Below are 20,578 nucleotides of genomic sequence, written 5' to 3'. Positions count from 1 at the left end.
CCCACCGTCCTTGTTGCGGTGGGAGCATCGATGCGCTCTCCGGTGGGAGGAGGCATCGGTGGCTATCGCTTCCAACGAATCGTTTGGAGGGTGGACAAAGACCTTCACCGATCCCCGGCTCTGCGCGGCGATCGTGGACCGGCTCACCTTCGGCGGCAACATCATCGAGCCGGCACTGACTCCTACCGTCTTGCCCACGCCCAGGCCCCAGCAGGACAGCGGCTGACCGCACCCGCCACGGTCACACCCCGGAGGTTCCACCGGCTCGGACCCGGGCCAGCACCTGGTCGGCCAACTCCTGCGGGGTCAGCTCTCCGTCCAGGAACACCGTGTCACTGGGCAGGGTGTCGGCCGCCGCCATGCACGGCGCGATCCTTTCCTTGCACCAGCGCCGAACCTTCTCGTCCTGCTCAGGGTTGTCCGGGGTGAAGCTCCGGCCGTCGATCCGCTTCTCCAGAACCTCTCGGGAGACCTTCAGGAAGAAGTGGTGGACGTCGATGCCCGCATCCGTCAACGCGCCGAAGACCTCACCGACATAACCGTGATTGACCAAGGTCATGGGGACCAGGACCGGGCGGCGATACTCCTCGACCAGGCCCACCGCCAGGTCGGCGACCTGCCGACGCCACAGCCGAAGGTCCTGGAAGTCGCCGGTCGGCACCTCCACGATCTCCCTCAGCACATAGCCGACCATCTCCGGGTCATAGACCAGCACCTCGGGCCAGCGCGGACGCAACTCGTCCACCAGCGTGGTCTTCCCACTGCCGAACGCACCGTTCACCCAGACGATCAACGCGATCCTCCCCGCCCCGTTGCCGTGCCCCCGCGTCGGGCCCGGCATGTCGGATCAGCATGCCGCGCGGCCTGGATGGGGCCAACTCCACTGCCAGATCAGCCCGAAAGATCGCTAAGTGGGGGCCGAAACCCGCTGCCGAGCGGAGCCAGCTCACGTTGTCGAAGCCACGGGTACGACCAGTCAGACCACAATGTCAGGTCGGGTCTGTGAACCGTGCAACTCAAGTGCGGCTGGCTTCTACGGCAGTCAGGGTCTCCCGTGTCGCCGCCGTTCTCGGGTTGGCCGGGCCGAGGATGTGCGTCTGTATGTCGAGAAGACCCCGGAGTTCTGTGATTGCCTCTTCGATCCTGCCTTGGCTGGCCAGCGTCTCGCCGAGCGCGAGTCTGGCGTCTCCTACGAGATGGTGCTCGGGCCCGAGCACTCGGTTCTCAAGGGCGATGACCGCCCGCAGTTCTGTCTCTGCCTCCCGGTGGCGTCCCTGCGCGGATATCGCCCGTGCAAGTTCGTAGCGGGCGTCGAGTACGTTGACGTGCTCTGCTCCCAGCACGCGTAGTTCTGTCTCCAGCACGTCGCGCAACTCTTGTTCTGCTTCCTGTCCTCGGCCGAGCTCTGTCATGACCCCGGCCCGGTTGGCGCGCGCTTGCAGTGTGTAGGGGTGTCGGGAGCCAAAGACACGCAGGCGAGTCTCGACCAGTTCGCTGTACATGAGTTCCGCCTCTGCGAGGCGCCCCTGATAAGCGAGCTGCAGGCCCAGGTTGTTGTAGGTCATCAGGGTGTAGGGATGCTCCGGCCCCAGCACCCGGGTCCGAATGACCAACAGGTCGCGGTAGCCGGCCTCGGCTTCTGCGTAACGTCCTCGCTCTCCGACGGCCCGCAGCAGCCAGTGACGTGTGGCCAGAGTCTGCGGATGCTCAGGCCCCAGCACCCTGAGCTGGTCGCGCAATACATCGCGGCAGGCGCTCTCGGCCTCGACCAGACGCCCCTGTTCTACGAGTAGATGTGCCGATTCATGACGTGTAGCCAGCGTGGCGGGGTGATCCGGACCCAAGGTGTCGAGTTGAGCCGTCAGAATGCCGCTCAGCTGTGATTCCGCTTCGGTATGGCGTCCTTGGTACAGGGCAGCGAGGGCTTGTTGGTATCGGAGACAGAGCACCGCCTCGTGGTCCGGGCCGAGAGACTCCGCCTGGCGCAGGGCATCGCGTGTCAGCGCTTCCGGGGCCGACCACGCCCCGCTCCACCTCAATGCCGGGCAACTGCTCACAACAGCCCACGCGATCGCGGCAAGGCCCCTGTCGGACAGTGCAGCCGGGGGAAGACACAGCAGGGAACGCACGTGGGGCAGCAGCCGAAGCCAGAAGGGCCAGTCCTCGGGGTCGTCCGGTCGTAGTCGGCCGGTGGCGACTCGTAGTGCGCGGGCGGCTGCTGTCGTGATGTATACGTCCAGGTGTTGGCGGCTGGCGGCCGCTACCAACGGGTGAACGACCACGCTGGCGGCTTCCTCGCATCCAGGCGTTGCCCCCAGCTCGAGTAATCCCACGGAGAGCAAGGCCTCCAGTCCGCTTCGAACGGACATGTCCGCCATACCGAGGCCGTCTCCCAGTACCTGCAGGTCCAGCAGCGAGGAGGTGATGTCCGCAGACGGGGCAAAGCAGGACAGGACCCTCAGCAGCGGCCGGGCCTGGGCTCTGTCCTGTGCTGCCAAGGCGTCGAGGGACAGCTCCCAGGTGTGTGTCACGCCCGATCGGGGATCACTTGCCTGGCCCATGAGCAGCGGGAATCGATCGTCAAGTGCCTCCAGATAGGAACTGAAGGTGCGTTCCAAGGCAAAGGGCGATCCCAGATACACCCCTGCTTGGTGAAGGCCCAGTGGGAGGCCGCCGAGGCGTTGGGCAAGTAGTTGCGCCTCAGCCGCAGGCCCGGCGTGCGGAGCGAGATCCTGAAGGACGCGAGCGCCGGCGGTAGCGTCCAGGCAGAGGACTGGCACCACGACACCGTGGCGGCCCCAATCTCTTTGGTCTTTGACCCGGCTGGTCACAACGATCAGGCCGGCGTACGTGGCGCGGAGCCAGCCGCTGCCATCGCGCGCAGGGGCGTCACCGAGCGCCAGCGTCGCAGTATCGTCGGCGTTGTCGAAGACGAGCAGCCATCCTCGCTCCGCCTCCAGTCGCTCCCACAGAACGTCGGCCGCGTTGCGGACTCCGGCTCGGGCCTCCTCCACTTGCGTGGCCGGCGCGCCCAAGGTGAGAGCCAATTGGAGGAGGGAGCCCAACAGTGACCTCTGCTCCGTGGCAGACACCCACCACACTCTGCGCCCTTGGCGTTCTGCGCGCTCTGCCAGCGCGAGGGCCAGGGTTGTCTTTCCTGTGCCGCCCAAGCCGGCCAGCACCTGAAAGCGGCCGTCAGGTGCGGAGAGCCGGCTGCTCAGCAGCTCCAGCACGTCATCCCGGCCGTGGATCTGCCCCAGTCGTCCCGTTGGAGGGTGCAGCGTTCGTGCAATGGGCACTGTGGTGAGAGCCGATGGCGGGGAAGCATCAGGGGCTGGCAGGGTTGGTGCTCGCCTCGTGCCATTCTCCGGGGGCGGACCTGGGTCAGTAGCCGGCGCGGGACGAGGTGGCTGTCGGCCCTGGAGGAGCGCCACCACAACACTCATCACGCCCGCGAAGGTTCCCACCACGGTGAGTGCTGTCACCAGGTCCACACAGTGACTGTAGGGGGATGGCAGGCACCTCAGCGAGGATGCCGGATCCTGACCGGAAACTCACGCCCAAGCAGCCGTTGCCGTTTCGGTCTTGCACGGCGCCGGCCGAACGCGAATTCCCGGTCAGGCGATCCGGCCGCGGTGAAGGAACCTGCCGCGGAATGAGGGCAGGGTCTCCTGGACAGTCCAGGGGTTGTGCCGAATCAGTGGGCGCTTGCACCCCAGTTCCCTGCCCCGGGGCCCGGCATCGGTCCATCCTGGCTACCTGCGCTGCACCCGGCGACACCCCCGCCGCCGCGTCTACCGTCGGCTCCGGGAAGACCTGTACGCCCTGCGGATCATCTCCGCCCGCCTGCCAAACCGCATACGGCGCTCGCCAGAGAGCCGATCCGCCTTGACCTGCGGCCCACCGGGAATCACCTGTCCGGGTCGCCTCGACGGGCTGCTTCAGCAGCATTTGAAGCCTTGAATGATCCCCTGGCCAGCCAGGGGGCGGTTGAGGTGCTGATGCCGTAGACGGCATCACGAACATCGCCACCGCCCATCTGATGCAACTTCCGGCGCTTCGTGGAGGAACCGAGGGCCACCGCACCCCGTTCCACGTCCGGAACAAGCATGTGCCCGCCTTCGAACGGCAGCGCGCCGCCTAGCGCAGAAGCCGGTCACGTCACTCGAGGCGCCCACGAGATTGACAGCAACCCACCAAGAGCGTCATATTGATTACGCGAAATGGCGGCAAAGCGGTGGGCGGCGGAAAGCATCCCCTATGAGGGTGTCGGCCCAGAGCGGCAACCCCGGCCGAACGTCCCGCCGACCACCATCACCAACTCGACTCGCCCGCCGGTGCGTGAGCGCCGCAGGGACAAAGAGGAGCAGGCCCCAAGTATAGGGCCGCGGCCAGAAGCGGAGAGTGCAATGACCAAGGCCCTGAACCCGCAGCGCCGCGTCGTCGGCGGCCGCGCCCTGGTCAACCGGGACTGGATCCGCGAGTACACCGGCGCCAGCGGCGGCTCCGCGGCCCGCTGGTACAAGGTGCGCGACGAGCAGCCGCAGGAGCACCGTCACCCGGAAAAGGAGCGGATCGAGGGGACCGACTTCTACGACGAGCAGCAGTTCCGGAGCTTCTACACATGGTTCCAGGCGGAGAAGGCGAGCAAGGTCCTCAAGGCCGACCCCGAACTGTACGAGCTCGACCCTGAGGATGTCGTCTCCATCAACAAGGCCGCCGAGCTGCTGAACTTCAGCGGGGCCTCGGTGATCCGCAAGTACCAGCAGGCGAACCCCGGCTACTTCCCGGCCCCCGCCGGCGAGGTCGAGGGCCCCACCGGCCGCATGATCCAGGCCTTCCGCGTCGGCGACCTGCAAGCTTTCGACGGCAAGCGCACCGGGGACAAGCTCGGCAAGGCCGGCCGCCGTCCGGGGCCGCAGCCCGAGGCGCCTGTCGGCCGCCGCTCCGCCCTCGAGGAGGCCCTCGCCTCCGAGCTGAGCGCCCGCGGGGGCATCGAGCCGCTCACCGCCACACAGCTGGCCGCGCAGTACGCCGCCCAGGCGATCGAGCGCGACGGCTACCACCCCGGCCTGGCCGCAGAGCTCAGCGCGCAGTACGGCGGTCCGCAGAGGTCCTGGGAGTACGTCGTACGCAACGCCCGCAAACACCACCCCGAGGCCACGCCCTCCCCCTCCCCCGCCGGCCGGCGAGTGGAGATCGCCCTGACCGCCCTGCGCGAGCGCGGCGACGTCCGGGGCCTTGCCGCCTCCCTCGCCCGCGAACACGGAGGCAGCCCCGACGTGTGGTCCCGCGCAGTGAACACCGCGCGCACCCAGCTCACCGAACCCACCACCTGATCGCGCCCCTCCCGAAAGCCGAACCGATGGCCAGCTTCCAGATCCGCGATACCACCACCTGTCAGCTCCTCGCCCGCGGCCTGCCCGACTACCCCGCAGCCGAGGCCGCCATCGACCGCATCGACGACCAACTGGAACACGACCTCCAGCACAACAACGAGCACACCGGACGCATCCGCCTGGACATCGAAAAGGTCACCGCCGGCATCACCGAGCCCGTCGGCCACCACATCCTTCTCATCGGCGTCGACGACACACCCCGCCTCTGACCACCGCGCGAGAACCCGCAGCCGGACAGGGGCCATTGTCCTCAGCCCACGCCCAGCACACCCGTCGAGGCCACCTCGCCCACCGAACAAGGACCATGGGTACGCTGCCAGCATGATTCGCGCTGTGGTCTTCGATGTCGGCGAGTGCCTCGTGGATGAGACGACCGAGTACAGCACGTGGGCGGACTGGCTCGGGGTGCCCCGGCACACCTTTCACGCGATGTTCGGGGCGGTCATCGCCCAGGGCCGCGACTACCACGAAACGTTCCAGGAGTTTCGGCCCGGCTTCGACCTTGATGCGGAGCGGGAGCGGCGTGCGCAGGCCGGACGGCCCGAGACGTTCGGCGAGGACGATCTGTATCCGGACGTCCGCGATGCTCTGGCTGCTCTGCGTGCGGATGGTCTGTGGCTGGGGGTTGCCGGGAACCAGACGGTGCGGGCCGGGCGGATCTTGCGAGGGCTGTTCGGCCAGGATGTGGATCTGATCGGCACCTCCGACGACTGGGGGGCTTCCAAGCCGGCGCCTGCGTTTTTTGAGCGGGTGGCAAAGGTGGTGCCGGTCGAGGCCGAGGAGATGCTGTACGTCGGGGACCGCGTCGACAACGACATCCGCCCGGCTCACCAGGCGGGGATGCATACGGCGCTGGTGCGGCGCGGTCCGTGGGCGACGGTCCAGTGGCGCAGTGAGGAAGCGCAGAAGCTGCCGACGTTCCGCGTGGAGAGCCTGCTGGAGTTGTCGGGTCTGATTGCGCAGTTCAACGGCTCAGCGCGCTGATGGCGGTCGACCAGCCGTAGAGGCGGTCGTCGAGTCCGCGTACGCAGGGCTGGTGCTGGTGCGCGATGAGCATGCGGCGGACTTCTCGTACGCGGTCCATGCCCATCGCGTACCAGGTGCGCTCGAGGTGATCGAGGGCGCGCAGGGCGTACTGGCAGGCCTGTTCGAGTTGGCCGGCGGCAGCCTCGACTGCGGCCAGGTCGCCGAGGACGACGGTGCGTTGTTTGTCGTCGCTGGGTTTGAGGGCGTCGAGAACGTGCTGCAGCGTCTCTCTAGCCTGGGGCAGGTGGCCTGCGATGAGCTGGGTGTTGCCTGCTGCCGGCGGCGAGAATGCCCTCGGCGTGCTGAATGAGCTGGAGGGCCGTGCGTGTGTGGCCGCAGCGTGTCTCGCATTCGGCTTCGACCGCGTCCAGCCAGGCCAGGAGGTTGGCGCAGGCAGGGCCTCGGCGGGCGTAGGTGCGGGCGGCGGTGATCCGCTCCAGGGCCGCGTCCCGCTCCCCTGCCCAGGCCGGGATGAAAGCGGAGTGCGCAAGGATCGCAGCGCCGAGCAAAGGCGCGTCCGCTTCGCCTGCTGCCTGCAGGGCGCGCACGAGGGTCTGCCGGGCGCGGTCGGCGTCGCGGAGGTCGAAGAACTCGATACGCGCGGCCACCAGCCATGTCTCGCCGAGGGCGGCCGCGATGCGCTGCCGGGTCTGGCCGGCTGTCTCCAGGAGCAGAGCGCATCCCAGGGCGGCATGGGCGAGCGCAGCGGGGTGGAGAGTGGCGGGGGCGACGGACCAGTACAGGCGGCGGTGGGAACGGGTGACGGCCGTGAAGTCCTCTGCCGCGGTGGCCGGTTGCAAGGAGAGCGCCTGCCTCGGTACGGCCGGCAGACCCCCGCCCGTGACCGCTCCGGCGAAAGCGCTGTGCCGGGCGCGTTCGGGGTGCGGCCCATCCGGCGGAGTGAATCCCAAAGACTGAAGGTCCTGGCCGAGTAGGCGGGTGAGGGCCTGAGCCATCTCTGGCTGCGGCCACGGCGGAGTGTCGGACTCCCATCTGCGGACCTGACGCACCCCCACCTGCAAGGCGTCCGCGAGGGCCTGTTGCGAGTGATAACCGGCCGCCACACGGGCGGACTTGAGCCGGGTGCTGCCTGCCGGGCGCACCTGTGCCTCACCTCCGCATCGAGCACCGATGCAAGTGTTGCCGAAAGCCCTCCACTTGACCACCCGTCGCCTCCGCGCAGCCCCCAAAGTCCTTTTCAGGGCCATAAGAAGACCTCTTGAAGTCCTCGGTTTGCTGTTGCTCGAGGGCCAGGGTGATAGCCACCTTTAGATCGCCTCAGGCGACGCCGAGGAGCCGCACGATGCCGACCACCCGTCTCTCGACCACCGCTCCGCACGCCCGCGCGCCCCGGCGTCATCATCAACGCACAGCATGGGCTGGTCGAAGGCGGCGTCTCGTCCTCGCAGCGTCCGACGGCGAAGGCACCGGAGCAGCCGCAGGCAGCAGAACACCGGCTGCCCTGTTACCCATGCATGCCCACACTGCCGACAACTGGTCATGCATGGGAACAGGCCCAACTGGCCGCCCCCTCGGCCGGCAGCAGGCTTGCTCCTCGCCTCGAGATCTAACGGATCAGGACCACGGGCATCGAGCAGACCCAGGGGCGCACCACAGCGTTACGCATCCCCCTGCAGGAGTTGCGCAATGAACCGCACCCTGAACACAACGCCAGCCACCCAGCCGGTGGACATCGACACGATGCGCCACAGCATCAGCCAGCTCCTCGGCCGCGATGCGCCGCCGCCCGCCCGCGACGAGCTGCCCGTATCAGACAGCCTGCTGCGCGGGCACCTGCAGCTGATCATCCCGGAGGTCGAACGCGCCGCACACGCCCGGGACGAGGACGACGTGCCCCGCTACTGCGCCCTCGCCTGCGTCGGCGAGGCCCGCGGCAAACTCCGCGCCACCGCCGCGCAGGGCGAGCACGGTGCCCTCACCCACGCGCGCAAGCTCGCCCGCACCCTGGCGGCCCTGTGCGACCACTACGAAGCCCTGACCGACGCCGTGATGTGCCTGGCCTGCGACCAGCCCCTGCGCGACGACGAAGAAACGCTCCCCTACGGCCTCGTCAGGCCCAGCGACTCAGCCACCCGGGCGGGCAGCCTCCACACCCGATGCGCCCACGCCGTCCGCCGCCACTAATAACCCCCGCCCTGCCAAGGCCGCGCCCCCACCATCACCGCCCCCGAACACTCAAGCCCTGGGCAAACCGGGCCCCGGGGCGCGCCTCCGACAAGGGCCAACCGCAGGCACCTTCGGTGCCCTTCCCCTCCCCGCCACCACCTCACACGAGCCGCCACGAGCCGCCGCGGGCCGCCACCGCCCGGCGCCCGCCCCACCGGAGACCGCCATGAACACCCACGCCGATCCCCCGCCCGTCAGGCCGCCCAGCCTGCCACGGCGCAGCGACCGGGCACCGGACGCCCCCGAGATGATCCGGCAGTGGCTCGCCACCGCTCACGACGTGCCGACACGAGCACGCGCCGAGTGGACCGACCAGGGTGTGGCCCTGCTGCCGCTGGGGCGGCGCTTCGCCGCCATCCGCATCCCCGGCGCTCTCATCCACGCCGCCGCCGGCAGCGACGTCCCCGGCCTGATCACAGAAACGGTGCGCGAGGCGCTCGACGGTCCGGTCATCCACGACCACCTCACCACCGGGCCCGCCTACTACGTCCTCGTCGCCCACGGACGCGGCATGCCCTGGTGGGGGCCAACGACACGCCACTCCTTGCCACCGGCAGCTACCTCGGCGTCCCCGCCCTCGACCGCACCACACCCCCCGGAACCCACTGGGTCACCCCACCCTGCCACCGCAACGGCCTCTGCCCGCACGACGCCGTCCTCGACCTCATCCTCAGAGCACGCCGCGCACTGCGCGCAGCCGCCCGCAACAACGCCTGCGGTCCACCCCCTCAAGGCTGACTCCACATCAGCCCACCCCCGGCCCCCAGGCCACCACAGCCCCGGGCCCCCCGTCCCTGCCGGACGCCGATCCGAGACCCCCGACTCGACCAGGCCCGGCAGGGGGCGGGATCCCGGCCGGCGCGCCCCCGGCGGACCGCTGCGGTCTGCCGGGGGGCGCCTCTGAGGCTGCCGGGTCTGCAGATCAGCGGTCTTGGGCGGCTGCTTCGGCCTCGGAGTCGGCGATGCCGAGGTTGGCGTAGGCGACCGGGTTGGCGTACTCCCACACCTTGATGATCTGGCCGTCGGCGACGTCGATGCGGAAGATGTAGACGTTGTTGTAGACGAGCTTCTCCGCGCTGGACAGGATGTCGCCGTTGGCCTGGAGGAACACCGAGCGGGCGTCCTCGCTGACCGTCCAGACCTTGTCCAGGAAGGCGACGTGGTCGAACTTCGCCGCGACCGACTCGACGTAGGCGAGGACGGCGGCGGGGCTGTCGAAGACGTACCAGGGCTCGGGGGTGCCCGCGATCGACAGCGGGATGACGAAGGTCGCCTCCTTGGACAGCAGGTCCGCCACTGCGGCCGGGTCGCGGTTTTCGAACGCGGTGATGAACGCCTGGGCGGTCTCGAGGGACTTCTGGTGCATGCCGTTCATGATCATTCTTTCGTGGTGGTGGGGCACGGCCGCGGTCTGCAGCCGCGGGAGCGGGAAGGGTGCAGAGGTCACCAGGGCACGGGGCCGGTGGCGCCGAGGAAGGCAGGGCTGGGCGCGCCGGGGCCGGCGGTGGCGGCCGCGGCGATCACCGCCGCGCCGTCCTCCACGCTCTGGGTGCCCTGGTGGCCGTTGAGGTCGGTCGCGGTGAATCCGGGGTCGACCGAGACCACACTGATGTGCGGGAACGCTTGTGCGTAGACCGCGGTCAGCATGTTCAGCGCGGCTTTGGAGGAGTTGTAGGCCAGCAGCGGCGCCCACGCCTGAAGGATATCGGTGTGGGCGGCCGGGCCGGCGTTGATCGCCAGCGAGCCCAGGCTGCTGGAGACGTTCACGACCGCGGGACGGGCCGCGGCCTGCAGCAAGGGCAGAAAAGCGCGGGTGGTGCGCACAGCCCCGAAGACGTTGGTGTCGAAGACCTGCTGCAGATCGGCGGCGGTCAGCTCACCGGCCGGCGCGGCCGGCCCGGCGATGCCCGCATTGTTGACCAGCACATCCACGCGGCCCGCCTCGGCGCGCACCCTCTGTGCGGCCGCATCGACCGACGCCTCGTCGGTGATGTCGATCAGCAGCGGGCGGGCCCCGAGGGCCTTCGCGGCCTGCTCGCCGCGGTGGGCGTCGCGGGCGCCGGCATAGACGGTGTGGCCCTGCTCGATCAGGCGACGGGCCGTTTCGAAACCGAGCCCCTTGGTGGCCCCGGTGATCACGGTGATTGTTGTCATGCCACCGAGCCTGCGCGCTGCAGCAACACACAGGGAGAGCTCTCCTCAGCGGGGGGTCGGCCAGTACCAGGCTGTCGCACCCTGCCCGGCGGACAATGGATGCGTGAACGACGAACCCGCAGCGCTTGGCCAGGCCCTTCGCCACTGGCGTGACCGCACCAGCCCCAAAGACCTGGGCCTGCCCCTCGGGGGCGTCCGCCGCGCCCCCGGACTGCGACGCGAAGAGCTCGCCCAGCTCGCCGGACTCTCCGTCGACTACGTCGTCCGCCTGGAACGAGGCCGCGCCACCTCACCCTCCGGGCAGGTCCTGGCCTCCCTCGCCCGCGCCCTGCGCCTGACCGAGACCGAACGCGACCACCTCTACCTCCTCGCCGGCCAGGCACCACCCACCACCGGCCACATCTCCCCACACATCCCGCCCAGCGTCCAGCGCCTGCTCGACCAGCTGAACGGCAACCCGCTCAGCGTGCACGATGCCGCCTGGAACCTCATCTCCTGCAACCCCCTGTGGGCCGCCCTCATGGGCGACCCCTCGCCCTGGCGCGGCAAAGACCGCAACATCGCCTGGCGGCACTTCACCCACCTGCCCACCCGCGTCACCCACACCCCCGACCAACAGAACCGGCTCGAAACAGCCCTCGTCTGCGACCTGCGCTCCTGCGCCGCCCGCTACCCCAAAGACACCCACCTCACAGCACTGATCACCAGCCTGCGCAGCACCAGCGAACGCTTCGAGGACCTGTGGGACTCCCACACCGTCGGGTTCCACACCACAGACAGCAAGACCGTCCACCACCCCGACCTCGGCCCCGTCACCGTCGACTGCGACACACTCACCATCCCCGGAAACGATCTACGTATCGCCATCTGCTCCGCACCACCGGCAACCACCACAGCCGAACAACTCGCCCTGCTCGCAGCCATCGGCACCCAAACCCTGACCTGACACACCCCACCGCCAAGGCTCAACACCCCCACACCCAAACCCACCACTCCCTCAAACCGGGAGACCAGCACAGCACCTCCAGCCACACCAAGTACCCGGCCGTGCGCCTCGTCGGCCGCCGACCTTGGGGCTGTCATCGCCGGATTGACCCTGCCCTGGAGCTCGGGCGCGGTCGGGGGCATGTCAACCGGATCAAGATGCTCAAGCGCCAGATGTTCGGGCGTGCTGGCTTCGTCCTTCTGCGGAAGCGCGTCCTGCTCGCACAGTGAGCTTCTTCGATGTGGCCACCGATCGGGTGACGGCCCGTGCAGCGCAACGAGCGAGGCCCCCGGGCTGTTGATCGAGATGTCTGACGTCTCAATCACGTTGCTCGGGGGCCTCGTTGGTCGTCCATCCTGCCGCACTTGACCTGCCGCATGCACTCGTGGAGTGGGTCACCATGTTGATCGTCACCCGTGAGGGCGACCGGCGCTGCAAGCTCCGTCCGTCCCAGCGAGCGATGGTGGCACTGGTGTACCTGCGCGAGCACATCACTCTGGCGAAGATCGCTGCCGGGTTCGGGATCAGCGAGTCCACCGTGCATGCCTACACCAGCGCAGTCGTCGACCTCCTCGCCGCCCGTGCACCGGGTCTGCTGAAGACGCTGCGCGAGCATGATCCCGACTTCGTCCTGCTCGACGGCACTCTCGCCGAGTGCGACCGGGTCGGCGACGGCCGGGCCGACTACTCCCACAAACACCGGCGCCACGGCGTGAACGTGCAGGTCGTCACCGATCCCGGCGGCCGGCTGTTGTGGCTCTCGCCCGCCCTGCCGGGCCGCACCCACGACCTGACCGCTGCCCGCACCCACCGGATCATCCGGATCTGCGAGCGCCAGGGCGTTCCGATCGTGGCCGATCTCGCCTACCAGGGCGCCGGTCCGTGGCTGACTACGGGCATCAAACGCAGGCCCCTGAAGAAACTGACTCCCACCGAGAAGACTCGCAACCGTGCCCTGGCCGCAGCGCGCGCACCCGTCGAACGCGGAGTCGCCCGCCTGAAGTCCTGGCGGATCTTCCGCAGGTCCCGCTGCAGCCCCAACCGCATGACGTCAATCGCCAAGGCCGTCCTCACACTGGAGTTGCAACGCTGAAGAAGCTCAGTGATCGAAATGTCAGCGGCTGATGCGAAGATCCGGGCGGCAACTACACGAGGAGATCAACATGGGCATCTGGGACACTGGCCCCTTCGACAACGACTCGGCCGCGGACTTCGCCGGCGATCTCGACGACGCGAAACCCGAGGAACGCGAGGCACTGATCCGTGGCGTCCTGACGCGCACCATCGATGCCACGGGCTGGCTCGCCGAAGGACAAGAAGTGGTGGCCGCAGCCGCACTGATTGCGGCGCAATGCCCTGGCGGCGCCCCAATCGACACACCTTACGGCCCTGAAGAGCCCATGCCCGCCTTCCCTGACGATCTCCGGACGCTCGCGGACACGGCTCTCGCTCGCATCATCAGCGACCAGGCCAGAGCAGCCTCAAACTGGGTCGACCCGGAAGACTGGAAGCAGTGGCGAGCCAACCTCAACCGACTTCGCGCAGTTCTTGCTCCGCCATCACCGTCCATCCCGCTGTTCGATGCCGAGAAGTGACAGAGCGTCACCTGCCACAAACCCTGAGCCAGAGCCCGTTCTGGCTCTGGCACAGATCTTGGGGAGCGGTTGCGGAGCGTTACCCCAATGTTCGATTGCGAGGGGAGGGGTTTGCGTGAGACCGCGTACGCCTTGTCCTTGGACAGTCGGAAGTGACGCTCCCTCAGGTGCTTGCTGGTCGCTGCTGCGGTCGCTTGTGGACGGTGATGGTGCTGGTCATGCAGACCGATGCGCCGTTCTGGGACTCGCTGGTGTTCGAGGGGATCGATGATGTGGATGTCGAGGCGGTGACTGCTGCGTTCGGCACGGTCGAGGTGGTGGCGAGAGGCCGCGCGGCTGGCTCTGTGTGTCCGGACTGCAGTCGCTTTTCGGACCGGGTCCACGACCGGTATCAGCGCAGGCTGAGGGATCTACCCCTCGCTGAGCAGGGCTTCGTGATCCGGCTGACGGTCCGGCGCTTCATCTGTGGAACGGCGGACTGCCCGCGTCGGACGTTCGCCGAGCCGTTCTCTCGGCTGGCCGCTCCGCACGCACGGTTCACCACGCGGCTCAACCACGCCCTGGAACGGGTAGGGCTTGCGCTGGCCGGACGGGCCGGGGCTCGGCTGGCTGCCCGGCTGGGCTTCGGCGCGGGACGGATGACCTTGTTACGCAGGGTCATGGCGCTGCCCGATCCAGGGTTCAGCACGCCGCGTGTACTGGGCGTCGACGATTTCGCGATCCGTCGCGGCCAGAGCTACTCCACCGTCTTGACCAGCGTCGAAGACCATCGCGTGGTCGATGTGCTCCCAACCCGCGAGGCCGGCCCGCTGGTCGGCTGGCTGGTCAGCCATCCCGGCGTGGAGATCATCTGCCGGGACCGGGCGGGCGCCTATGCCGAGGGGGCCCGGCGCGGTGCCCCCAAGGCTCTGCAGGTCGCCGACCGGTTCCACCTATGGCAGTGCCTCGGCCGCGCTGTGGAGACATGCGTCGCCGCCCACCGCGACTGTCTGCACAATCCTTCGCCCGCCGGCACGCTGCCAGGCGCGACCCGTCCAGCCCCCGGTCGGTCACCGGATGAATCGGAGCCCGTCGGCCGACGAGCCGAGCGGAAGAAGGCGGCACATGCCCTGGTCCACGAGCTGCTGGCCCAAGGTCACTCACGCCGGGCGATCGCCCGGCACCTGGGCTGGGGTCTCAACACCGTGCTCCGGTACGCGAACGCCGCACGCTGGCAGGACACCATCCGAGAGAGCCAGTCTCGGCCCAGCAGACTGGACCCCTACAAGCCCTACCTGGAGCGACGATTCGCCGAGGGATGCACCAGCGTCACCCACCTCCACCGAGAACTCGTTGCCGACAACGCGCCCGTCACCTACCAGATGGTCCGCGCCCACATCGCCACCTTCCGCAGGGCTCCGGCCGACGCGCCGCCGCGGCCGCCGTCGGTGCGGCAGGTAACCAGCTGGCTCACCCGACACCCCACGACCCTGACCGAGGAAGACCGGGCCAGCCTCAAAGAGGTCCTGGCCCGCTGCCCCGAACTGGACCGTGCCGCCGCACACGTCCGCGACTTCGGTGAAATCCTCACCAACCGCCGCGGCGCCACACTGCCCACCTGGATCCACGCAGTCGACGCCAGCCAGCTGCCAGGTCTCACCGGCTTCGCACTTCACCTATACCGAGACCTCGATGCCGTGACCGCTGGCCTCACCCTCGACTGGAGCTCCGGCAGCATTGAAGGCGCCGTCAACCGCATCAAGAAGATCAAGCGACAGCTCTACGGCCGAGCCGGATTCGAACTGCTCCGCAAGATGATCCTGCTCCAGTAGCCCCACAACTTGCTGATACGGGCTGGGCGGTCTTACTCGATCACCGTCGAAGTCTGCCGCGCATAGACGTCCCGGCCGCACGACTGCGGGCAACTGCAGGCTCCGGCTGCCACGAGCTCCGCCCGCAGAGCCTCCGAGACGTTAGGGTGATGAACGATGCGTTCGCGAAGAATGAACCATCTCGTGCCCGCCTTCTTCGCCTCCACATCCGCGAGCCAGCGCAGTGCAGTGTCCGGCAGGTTTGGGTTGATCAACGCATTCCACTGAACCGACGGATCTACGTCCCGCGCGAGCCGATCCAACGCATCAGGCGGTGCCAGAGGACTGCGCGCCGTCCACAGCCGAACCGATCGAATCTCGTCGACCGCAAGCGAGCGCAGACGCTCAGCGGTCACGTCCGGACTCCTTGCCTCAAGGACGCGGCGGTATCCGCTGAGGCGCTCGGCCTGGGTTCGTACAACGCGTCCGCTCACCGGCCTGATGATGTCACGGGCCATCGACCTCGAGCGCAGGAAATCACCGATCCGAAGATCGAACACCGATGCGACGCTCCGCGACCGCTCCCCAAGATCTGTGCCAGAACCCGCAAGTCAGTTACGAAGCCATGGGTTCGATCCCAGACGGCGTCCTGCTGGGCACGGGCAAGAACCGCGACGGCCTGGGCCACTTCCGAGTCGGCGGGAAGCATGCGATGAGCGGCTGCATCGGTGCGGAGAATGTTCGCCAGCACCATTGCGTCCAAGTGATCGGACTTCTTCCGGGAGACCGTGTGACGGTCCCGATACCGGGCGGCGGCCATCGGATTGATGGCGTAGACGGGGCGGCCCGTCGCCCGCAGGCAGGCGACCAGAAGACCGCGGGAGGTCTCAATGGCCACCGGGATGGGATTCTGCGGACTATCGTCGTACTCGGCGAGTATCTGAAGCAGCTGGTCGAGCCCTATGCGAGCGCGAGCCAGCAGCGAACCCGTTGCGTCGACGACGGCTATGTCGTGGTGGTCGCTGGCCCAGTCGATGCCGCAGAACGCTCTCACTCGCCTCACGCTTTCCCATCGACCCTGTGTTGTGGCTGGTCACAGCCGTGCAGGGCATGCGTCTCTCTCATGGAAGGGCTCAGTGAGCTGTTTTCAACCTGCATTGTGAGCGTCTCGTTGGGCTGCAGGATGACAAAGTCGCAGGTGAACACGCGCTCGACCAAGGTCACACGCTCAGCCAGGGGCCTCGCCGTGGGGGTGTCCCCCCTTCATGCGCTCGAGGAACCCCAGCCCCATTGTCCGCGACGGTGGTCGCGTCGGTGAATCAGGATCGACGTCCGATCACGGCGTGTCTGCGTAAGATCGGCGCTCATGGAGGCTACGGAAGTCCTTGAACTGACGGATTCCGCCCGACGGGCCTGGAGCGGCAACGCCGCTCGTCCCGTCCGTGTCCACCTGTGGCGACCGGCCAAACTGACCGACAGAACACCGCTGGTGCTGCTCTCGCATGGCACCGGTGGAGCCGCCGTCGACCTAGCCTGGCTCGCAGGGGCGCTGGCCGAGGCTGGCATCTTGGCCGCAGGCATCGACCACCACGGCCACAACTACGTCGACGGCTACCACGCCGAGGCATTCGCCGCTTGGTGGGACAGGCCGCGGGACCTGTCCTTCGCTCTGGATCACATCTCTGCAACTATGACGCAAGGACGGGTGGGTGCGGGAGGATTCTCAATCGGCGGCTACACGGCTGCCGCACTGCTCGGAGCCCGCGTTGCCGACGACGCGTACGCGGCACTGCTCAGCGGCGAGATCGAGGCCCCACCGACGCCCGAGTACCCGGGCCTGGACGCCGAGTTGCGCGAGCGGATCCCGCCCGAGCAGCTCCAGGCATGGGTGACCGAGTCGGCCGCCGACCACACTGATTCCCGCATCGACGCCGCCTTCCTGCTCGCACCCTCTCTCGGCCCGCTGCTCGACGAGGCAAGCCTTTCGGCAATCAAGCAGCCCGTCGCCGTGTGGTGGGCGGACGCGGACGCCACAGCCCCACCGGCGACAAACGCCCATCGCTACAGCGCTGCCATCCCGACGGCGACGGGCTACTCGGCCGGCGCAGACACCGGCCACTACACCTTCGTCAACGACGATACGCAGGACACCCCAACACGAGACCGAGTGGCCGCAGCCGCAGCAGCCTTCTTCGACAGGCACCTACGAAGACCGGCACACTGACGCACCCCGCACTCGTGCAGGCCGTCCTCGCCCTTCACTTGACCTGCTCAAACTGAGATTGGAAAAGCCTCAGTGGCCCGACATCCGATTAGCCGTTCATGACCCCAGCGACCTGCGGGGCCCTCGGTCTTGATCGGAGCTGGTAGCTCCCGAGCACGTAAGAGGTAGTCCCCGCAGGGGGCTTGGACCACGATCATCATCGGTGATCAAGTGATCTCTCTCGATACCGACGGCGAGCGCCAGCACACGTCAGTCTTCTTTGAGGGCTCAGAGGCCGGAGCAACGGAGGACGTCGTGCTGACGCCGGCGATCGACATCGAGAAGGTGTTTCAACGAGCTCAGCTACCGCCCATTAGATCAACGGGAGGAAGCGGCACATCGCAGTCGATGTGAGCGGCTTGCCGCTGTTCGCCATGGTCACTACCGCAGGGATCAACGACGGGCCGCTCGGCCGTGATCTGTTCTTCCGGCTACGCCTCGCGCATCCCGAAGTGACCTTGGCCTGGGCCGACTCCGCATACAGCGGTCTCGTCGACTGGTCCAACACCTTCCTCGCCCTGACTCTGCAGACCGTGGCGAGACCGAAGGGGCAGAAGGGCTTTGTGGTGCTGCCGAAAGGGTGGGGCGTCGAGCGGGCGATCAGCTGGATCATGAGGGCTCGTCGAAACATCAGGGACTACGAGCAGCTTCCCCAGCACAGCGAGGCGCACATCTCATGGACCCTGATCACGCTGACGACCCGACGGCTGACCAAACCGATCCGGAAGCGTCATGCCACCCCGCCATCGGAAGACCCAGCACCTCGACCGGTGCGCATTCGTACCCGATCGGATGTGATTCGGCTCGCTCCGACACCGCTGCGCTGAAGCGGCGCGTGGTGGACAATCCGAAATCAATTGGTGGCAGATGGAGCGGCCTGATCGTGAGCAGGCGTCTCGTCGTGTGCTCGGCTGTTGTTGCTGGTGAGGATCCAGGCAGGCTGCGCGGCCGCGAGAATCAGGCAGGCCAGGGACATGGCGCACCACAAGCCGGTAGGTCCGGCTCTCTCGAGCAGCTGTGTGCCGGCGAGCGGGGCGATGATCCCGCCGATACCCCAGCTGGTGCCGTAGACCGCCAGGTAGCGTCCCTTTCCGCCGGCGGGGGCCAGGCTGGCGACGAATGCGTACGCCCGGCCCAGGAGGAGGAGATCGCCCACGCTCCAGACGATGGTTGCCGAGATGTGGGTAACCAGGTTGTGAGCGAGTGCGTACCCGGCCAGGCCAAGGGCCAGCAGGAGATAGCCGCCGGCGAGGGCGGCAGGTGCCGACAGATCGGCGAGCCGCCTGAGCCGTAGTAGCGGCTGTCCGGCAGTGATGGTGAGAGCGGACGTGGTGAACAGCAGTCCGGCGTCTGCGGGTTGCATTCCCCTCAGTTCCAGAGACAGCGGCAGCATCGTCATGATCTGTAGATAGATCGCCGCGAACAGCGTCCCCGCCGCGAGCATCACCAGCAACGAGCGATCGCGCCAGGGCGCGGCGGCGCCCGGCTGCCCGGTTTCCATTGTCGCCGCGGGCTGGTCTGCGGGCAGGACCAGGCGCACGGCCAGGGCGCAGAACAGGCAGGTGAGGGCATCGACCACGAAGAGCCAGCGCAGGTCCCAGCGCCCCAGCCCGGCCGCCAGAAGGCCCGCGCCCATGCCAGCCACGGCCAGCGCCGCGTTCAACAGGCTGTAGGCGCGTACGTGTTCGCTCGGCGCCACAACGTCCGCGATCATCGCCTGACTGGGTGGCTCGTAGATCTCGTAGACCAGCCCCAGCAGTACCGCGAAGCAGGCTGCGGACACGAGGCCGCTGGCCGAGGCGAGGCCGAGTTGCGCCACCGCGCACCCGGTCAGCCCGATCATGATCGTGCGGCGTGGGCCGATTCGGTCTGCCAGGCGACCGCCGACCAGACGGGAAGGAATCGTGGCGAGCCCGAAGGCGGCGCTGATGTACCCGGCGACGGAGGCACTGGCGCCGAAATTCGTCGTGGTCAGCACAGCAAGGAACGACAGGGAGAACGCCCCCAGCCGGTTCACCGCCCGCGCCACGATCAGCAATCGCACCGCGCGCGGCAAGTGCTTCCCGTCTTGCGCAGACCCCACGAAGCCCCCTCGTGCGTGACCGACGAAACGGCTATCGTCAGTCACGCATGCACGCTAGAGCCCGAAGGAGTGACCGGTCAAGTGATGTTCGATGGTCACGTGGTGACGCTGCTCGACGCGGCCGTCTCCCTCGTGAATACGTTGACCGACGGCGCCCGGCAGGGCCGCCCCTACACCGCTCCTCACGGGGACCAGCTCCCACAGGCGGTACATGAGGCGCTGCCGCCCTCATCGCATCGCTCCACCGTCGAGTCAGACCACGCCGCCTATCTCGCGCACACCGCCCAGCAGATGCGGGCGGTGTTTGAGGCCGTCGACAGCGGCCACATCGACCACGCTGCTCAGCTCGTGAACGTACTGCTGCGGACGACCGGCGCCCGACCTCAACTCGACTGCGTCGACGGCGAGCCCTGGCAAGTCCACTTCCACGGTTCCGACGACAGTCTCTCCGTGGGCTGGAGTGCCGGATGTGTCACCGCCCTCGCTCTGGCAATCGGCAGCAACCTCGCCGGACGCCTCGGCGTCTGCACTGCCCCACACTGCGACCGTGTGTACGTCGACGCCTCCCGCAACGCGGTCCGCCACTTCTGTTCCGCAGCCTGCCGAAGCCGAGTCAAAGCCGCAGCCTTCAGAGCACGCAAGGCACCCAAGAACTAGCCAACCCTTCTTTGCCACAGAGGAATGGGCCGGCTCACGCCCAGGGTTCACTCACAGCTTCTCAGGGACTGAGTGAGCGCGACACGTCCGTCAGGGAGGCGGACCGCGAGTGTCCGCGGCCGCGCGGCCGGACCGGTGCAGCCGACGATCTCGGCTTCAACGGTCTCGGCATGTCTGATCTTCTTCCAGATCCGACCGGTGGTCCTGCACACGGAGGTGGCCTGCTTGGCGACGATGCCTTCGATGCCCTGCTTGTTCGCGCGAAGGTGTGTCCCGTGCTGGTCGCGTCTCTTTGAGTTGGATCGGCGTGGGATCTGGTGTCCCGTTGAGGTGGGCGTTCGTGTCGGTCCCACGGGCTACGGGAGGGCGCCCAGGGGTGAGTTGTCGAACCGGCCTGCTGTCAGCTGTAGTTGGTCTTGAATGCGCCATCGCGAGAGCC

At 67.9% G+C, this 20,578-nt stretch carries 18 protein-coding genes and 3 pseudogenes; 13 read left to right on the top strand and 8 right to left on the bottom strand.

The window, feature by feature from the left end; translation table 11 throughout:
• Positions 1 to 40: 40 nt before the first annotated feature.
• A pseudogene (locus EJ357_RS47505) lies at positions 41 to 222 on the top strand (ATP-binding protein); the annotation flags it as partial.
• Positions 223 to 241: 19 nt separating this feature from the next.
• Here EJ357_RS47505 and EJ357_RS47500 read toward each other — a convergent pair.
• Complete coding sequence (locus EJ357_RS47500; RefSeq protein ID WP_126399033.1) at positions 242 to 793, bottom strand: AAA family ATPase; 552 nt, start codon at positions 791 to 793, stop codon at positions 242 to 244.
• Between the two features lie 223 nt (positions 794 to 1,016).
• Positions 1,017 to 3,233 (bottom strand): tetratricopeptide repeat protein, encoded by a 2,217-nt coding sequence (locus tag EJ357_RS47495; protein WP_175647244.1) that lies wholly within the window; start codon positions 3,231 to 3,233, stop codon positions 1,017 to 1,019.
• 1,176 nt (positions 3,234 to 4,409) lie between these two features.
• Between EJ357_RS47495 and EJ357_RS47490 the strand changes: the two genes are divergently transcribed.
• The 3 genes from EJ357_RS47490 (at position 4,410) to EJ357_RS47480 (ending at position 6,383) form a co-directional block, all read left to right on the top strand.
• Positions 4,410 to 5,339: a hypothetical protein gene (locus EJ357_RS47490; RefSeq protein ID WP_126387529.1), complete on the top strand. Its 930-nt coding sequence runs from the start codon at positions 4,410 to 4,412 to the stop codon at positions 5,337 to 5,339.
• A gap of 26 nt (positions 5,340 to 5,365) precedes the next feature.
• On the top strand, positions 5,366 to 5,608 hold the full coding sequence (locus EJ357_RS47485) for a hypothetical protein (protein ID WP_126387531.1): 243 nt from the start codon (positions 5,366 to 5,368) through the stop codon (positions 5,606 to 5,608).
• Between the two features lie 112 nt (positions 5,609 to 5,720).
• Entirely contained in the window at positions 5,721 to 6,383 is a 663-nt protein-coding gene (locus EJ357_RS47480) for an HAD family hydrolase (RefSeq protein ID WP_175647245.1), read from the top strand.
• Here the strand turns inward: EJ357_RS47480 and EJ357_RS47475 are convergent.
• Positions 6,364 to 7,528: pseudogene (locus EJ357_RS47475) on the bottom strand (helix-turn-helix domain-containing protein). The gene EJ357_RS47480 and the pseudogene EJ357_RS47475 overlap by 20 nt on opposite strands.
• Before the next feature lie 544 nt (positions 7,529 to 8,072).
• On the opposite strand from EJ357_RS47475, the gene EJ357_RS47470 reads away from it, so the two are divergent.
• Positions 8,073 to 8,570 carry a DUF6415 family natural product biosynthesis protein gene (locus EJ357_RS47470; RefSeq protein WP_175647246.1) on the top strand — a complete coding sequence of 166 codons (498 nt, stop codon included), beginning with the start codon at positions 8,073 to 8,075 and terminating at the stop codon, positions 8,568 to 8,570.
• 561 nt (positions 8,571 to 9,131) lie between these two features.
• On the top strand, positions 9,132 to 9,350 hold the full coding sequence (locus tag EJ357_RS47465; RefSeq protein WP_126387533.1) for a hypothetical protein: 219 nt from the start codon (positions 9,132 to 9,134) through the stop codon (positions 9,348 to 9,350).
• Between the two features lie 184 nt (positions 9,351 to 9,534).
• On the opposite strand, the gene EJ357_RS47460 is transcribed toward EJ357_RS47465, so the two are convergent.
• Both EJ357_RS47460 and EJ357_RS47455 read right to left on the bottom strand, forming a co-directional pair.
• Positions 9,535 to 10,059, bottom strand: coding sequence for a nuclear transport factor 2 family protein (locus tag EJ357_RS47460; RefSeq protein ID WP_126387535.1), 525 nt, complete (start codon positions 10,057 to 10,059; stop codon positions 9,535 to 9,537).
• The gene (locus EJ357_RS47455) at positions 10,056 to 10,766 is read right to left on the bottom strand and encodes an SDR family NAD(P)-dependent oxidoreductase (RefSeq protein ID WP_126387537.1); all 711 of its coding nucleotides are present in this window, start codon (positions 10,764 to 10,766) and stop codon (positions 10,056 to 10,058) included. The genes EJ357_RS47460 and EJ357_RS47455 overlap by 4 nt, the downstream gene beginning before the upstream one ends.
• A gap of 103 nt (positions 10,767 to 10,869) precedes the next feature.
• On the opposite strand from EJ357_RS47455, the gene EJ357_RS47450 reads away from it, so the two are divergent.
• The 4 genes from EJ357_RS47450 to EJ357_RS47430 all read left to right on the top strand — a co-directional run bounded on the left by EJ357_RS47450 (position 10,870) and on the right by EJ357_RS47430 (position 15,157).
• Positions 10,870 to 11,712 (top strand): helix-turn-helix transcriptional regulator, encoded by an 843-nt coding sequence (locus EJ357_RS47450; protein WP_228472865.1) that lies wholly within the window; start codon positions 10,870 to 10,872, stop codon positions 11,710 to 11,712.
• 382 nt (positions 11,713 to 12,094) lie between these two features.
• Positions 12,095 to 12,844: a transposase family protein gene (locus tag EJ357_RS47440; RefSeq protein ID WP_126387557.1), complete on the top strand. Its 750-nt coding sequence runs from the start codon at positions 12,095 to 12,097 to the stop codon at positions 12,842 to 12,844.
• Between the two features lie 70 nt (positions 12,845 to 12,914).
• Positions 12,915 to 13,346, top strand: coding sequence for a DUF4259 domain-containing protein (locus EJ357_RS47435; protein ID WP_126398999.1), 432 nt, complete (start codon positions 12,915 to 12,917; stop codon positions 13,344 to 13,346).
• A 218-nt stretch (positions 13,347 to 13,564) separates the two neighbouring features.
• A complete protein-coding gene (locus tag EJ357_RS47430; protein ID WP_228472864.1) occupies positions 13,565 to 15,157 on the top strand; it encodes an ISL3 family transposase in 1,593 nt (530 codons plus the stop codon).
• A gap of 32 nt (positions 15,158 to 15,189) precedes the next feature.
• Here the strand turns inward: EJ357_RS47430 and EJ357_RS47425 are convergent, their stop codons facing one another.
• Entirely contained in the window at positions 15,190 to 15,552 is a 363-nt protein-coding gene (locus tag EJ357_RS47425) for a hypothetical protein (RefSeq protein WP_126398995.1), read from the bottom strand.
• A 215-nt stretch (positions 15,553 to 15,767) separates the two neighbouring features.
• A pseudogene (locus EJ357_RS47420) lies at positions 15,768 to 16,190 on the bottom strand (IS110 family transposase); the annotation flags it as partial.
• A gap of 312 nt (positions 16,191 to 16,502) precedes the next feature.
• On the opposite strand from EJ357_RS47420, the gene EJ357_RS47415 reads away from it, so the two are divergent.
• Together EJ357_RS47415 and EJ357_RS47410 are read left to right on the top strand one after the other, a co-directional pair.
• Positions 16,503 to 17,360, top strand: coding sequence for an alpha/beta hydrolase family protein (locus EJ357_RS47415; RefSeq protein WP_126398993.1), 858 nt, complete (start codon positions 16,503 to 16,505; stop codon positions 17,358 to 17,360).
• 356 nt (positions 17,361 to 17,716) lie between these two features.
• Positions 17,717 to 18,226 (top strand): transposase, encoded by a 510-nt coding sequence (locus EJ357_RS47410; protein WP_126398991.1) that lies wholly within the window; start codon positions 17,717 to 17,719, stop codon positions 18,224 to 18,226.
• 26 nt (positions 18,227 to 18,252) lie between these two features.
• On the opposite strand, the gene EJ357_RS47405 is transcribed toward EJ357_RS47410, so the two are convergent.
• The gene (locus EJ357_RS47405) at positions 18,253 to 19,527 is read right to left on the bottom strand and encodes an MFS transporter (protein ID WP_228472863.1); all 1,275 of its coding nucleotides are present in this window, start codon (positions 19,525 to 19,527) and stop codon (positions 18,253 to 18,255) included.
• On the opposite strand from EJ357_RS47405, the gene EJ357_RS47400 reads away from it, so the two are divergent.
• Positions 19,498 to 20,139, top strand: a complete 642-nt coding sequence (locus tag EJ357_RS47400) for a CGNR zinc finger domain-containing protein (RefSeq protein WP_228472862.1) — start codon at positions 19,498 to 19,500, stop codon at positions 20,137 to 20,139. The genes EJ357_RS47405 and EJ357_RS47400 overlap by 30 nt on opposite strands.
• The last annotated feature ends 439 nt before the right edge of the window (positions 20,140 to 20,578 follow it).

Origin of the sequence: Streptomyces cyaneochromogenes (assembly GCF_003963535.1) — a bacterium.
Classification (GTDB): domain Bacteria; phylum Actinomycetota; class Actinomycetes; order Streptomycetales; family Streptomycetaceae; genus Streptomyces; species Streptomyces shaanxiensis.
The sequence above is the reverse complement of the archived record's forward strand: the minus strand, read 5'-3'. Positions and strand labels throughout refer to the sequence as shown.

What these genes read in the sequence shown, in the direction of transcription:
- EJ357_RS47480 (WP_175647245.1), top strand. Translation starts at nt 5,721, where the DNA reads ATGATTCGCGCTGTGGTCTTCGATGTCGGCGAGTGCCTCGTGGATGAG.
- EJ357_RS47435 (WP_126398999.1), top strand. Translation starts at nt 12,915, where the DNA reads ATGGGCATCTGGGACACTGGCCCCTTCGACAACGACTCGGCCGCGGAC.
- EJ357_RS47455 (WP_126387537.1), bottom strand. Translation starts at nt 10,766, where the DNA reads ATGACAACAATCACCGTGATCACCGGGGCCACCAAGGGGCTCGGTTTC.
- EJ357_RS47415 (WP_126398993.1), top strand. Translation starts at nt 16,503, where the DNA reads ATGGAGGCTACGGAAGTCCTTGAACTGACGGATTCCGCCCGACGGGCC.
- EJ357_RS47485 (WP_126387531.1), top strand. Translation starts at nt 5,366, where the DNA reads ATGGCCAGCTTCCAGATCCGCGATACCACCACCTGTCAGCTCCTCGCC.
- EJ357_RS47430 (WP_228472864.1), top strand. Translation starts at nt 13,565, where the DNA reads ATGCAGACCGATGCGCCGTTCTGGGACTCGCTGGTGTTCGAGGGGATC.
- EJ357_RS47470 (WP_175647246.1), top strand. Translation starts at nt 8,073, where the DNA reads ATGAACCGCACCCTGAACACAACGCCAGCCACCCAGCCGGTGGACATC.
- EJ357_RS47490 (WP_126387529.1), top strand. Translation starts at nt 4,410, where the DNA reads ATGACCAAGGCCCTGAACCCGCAGCGCCGCGTCGTCGGCGGCCGCGCC.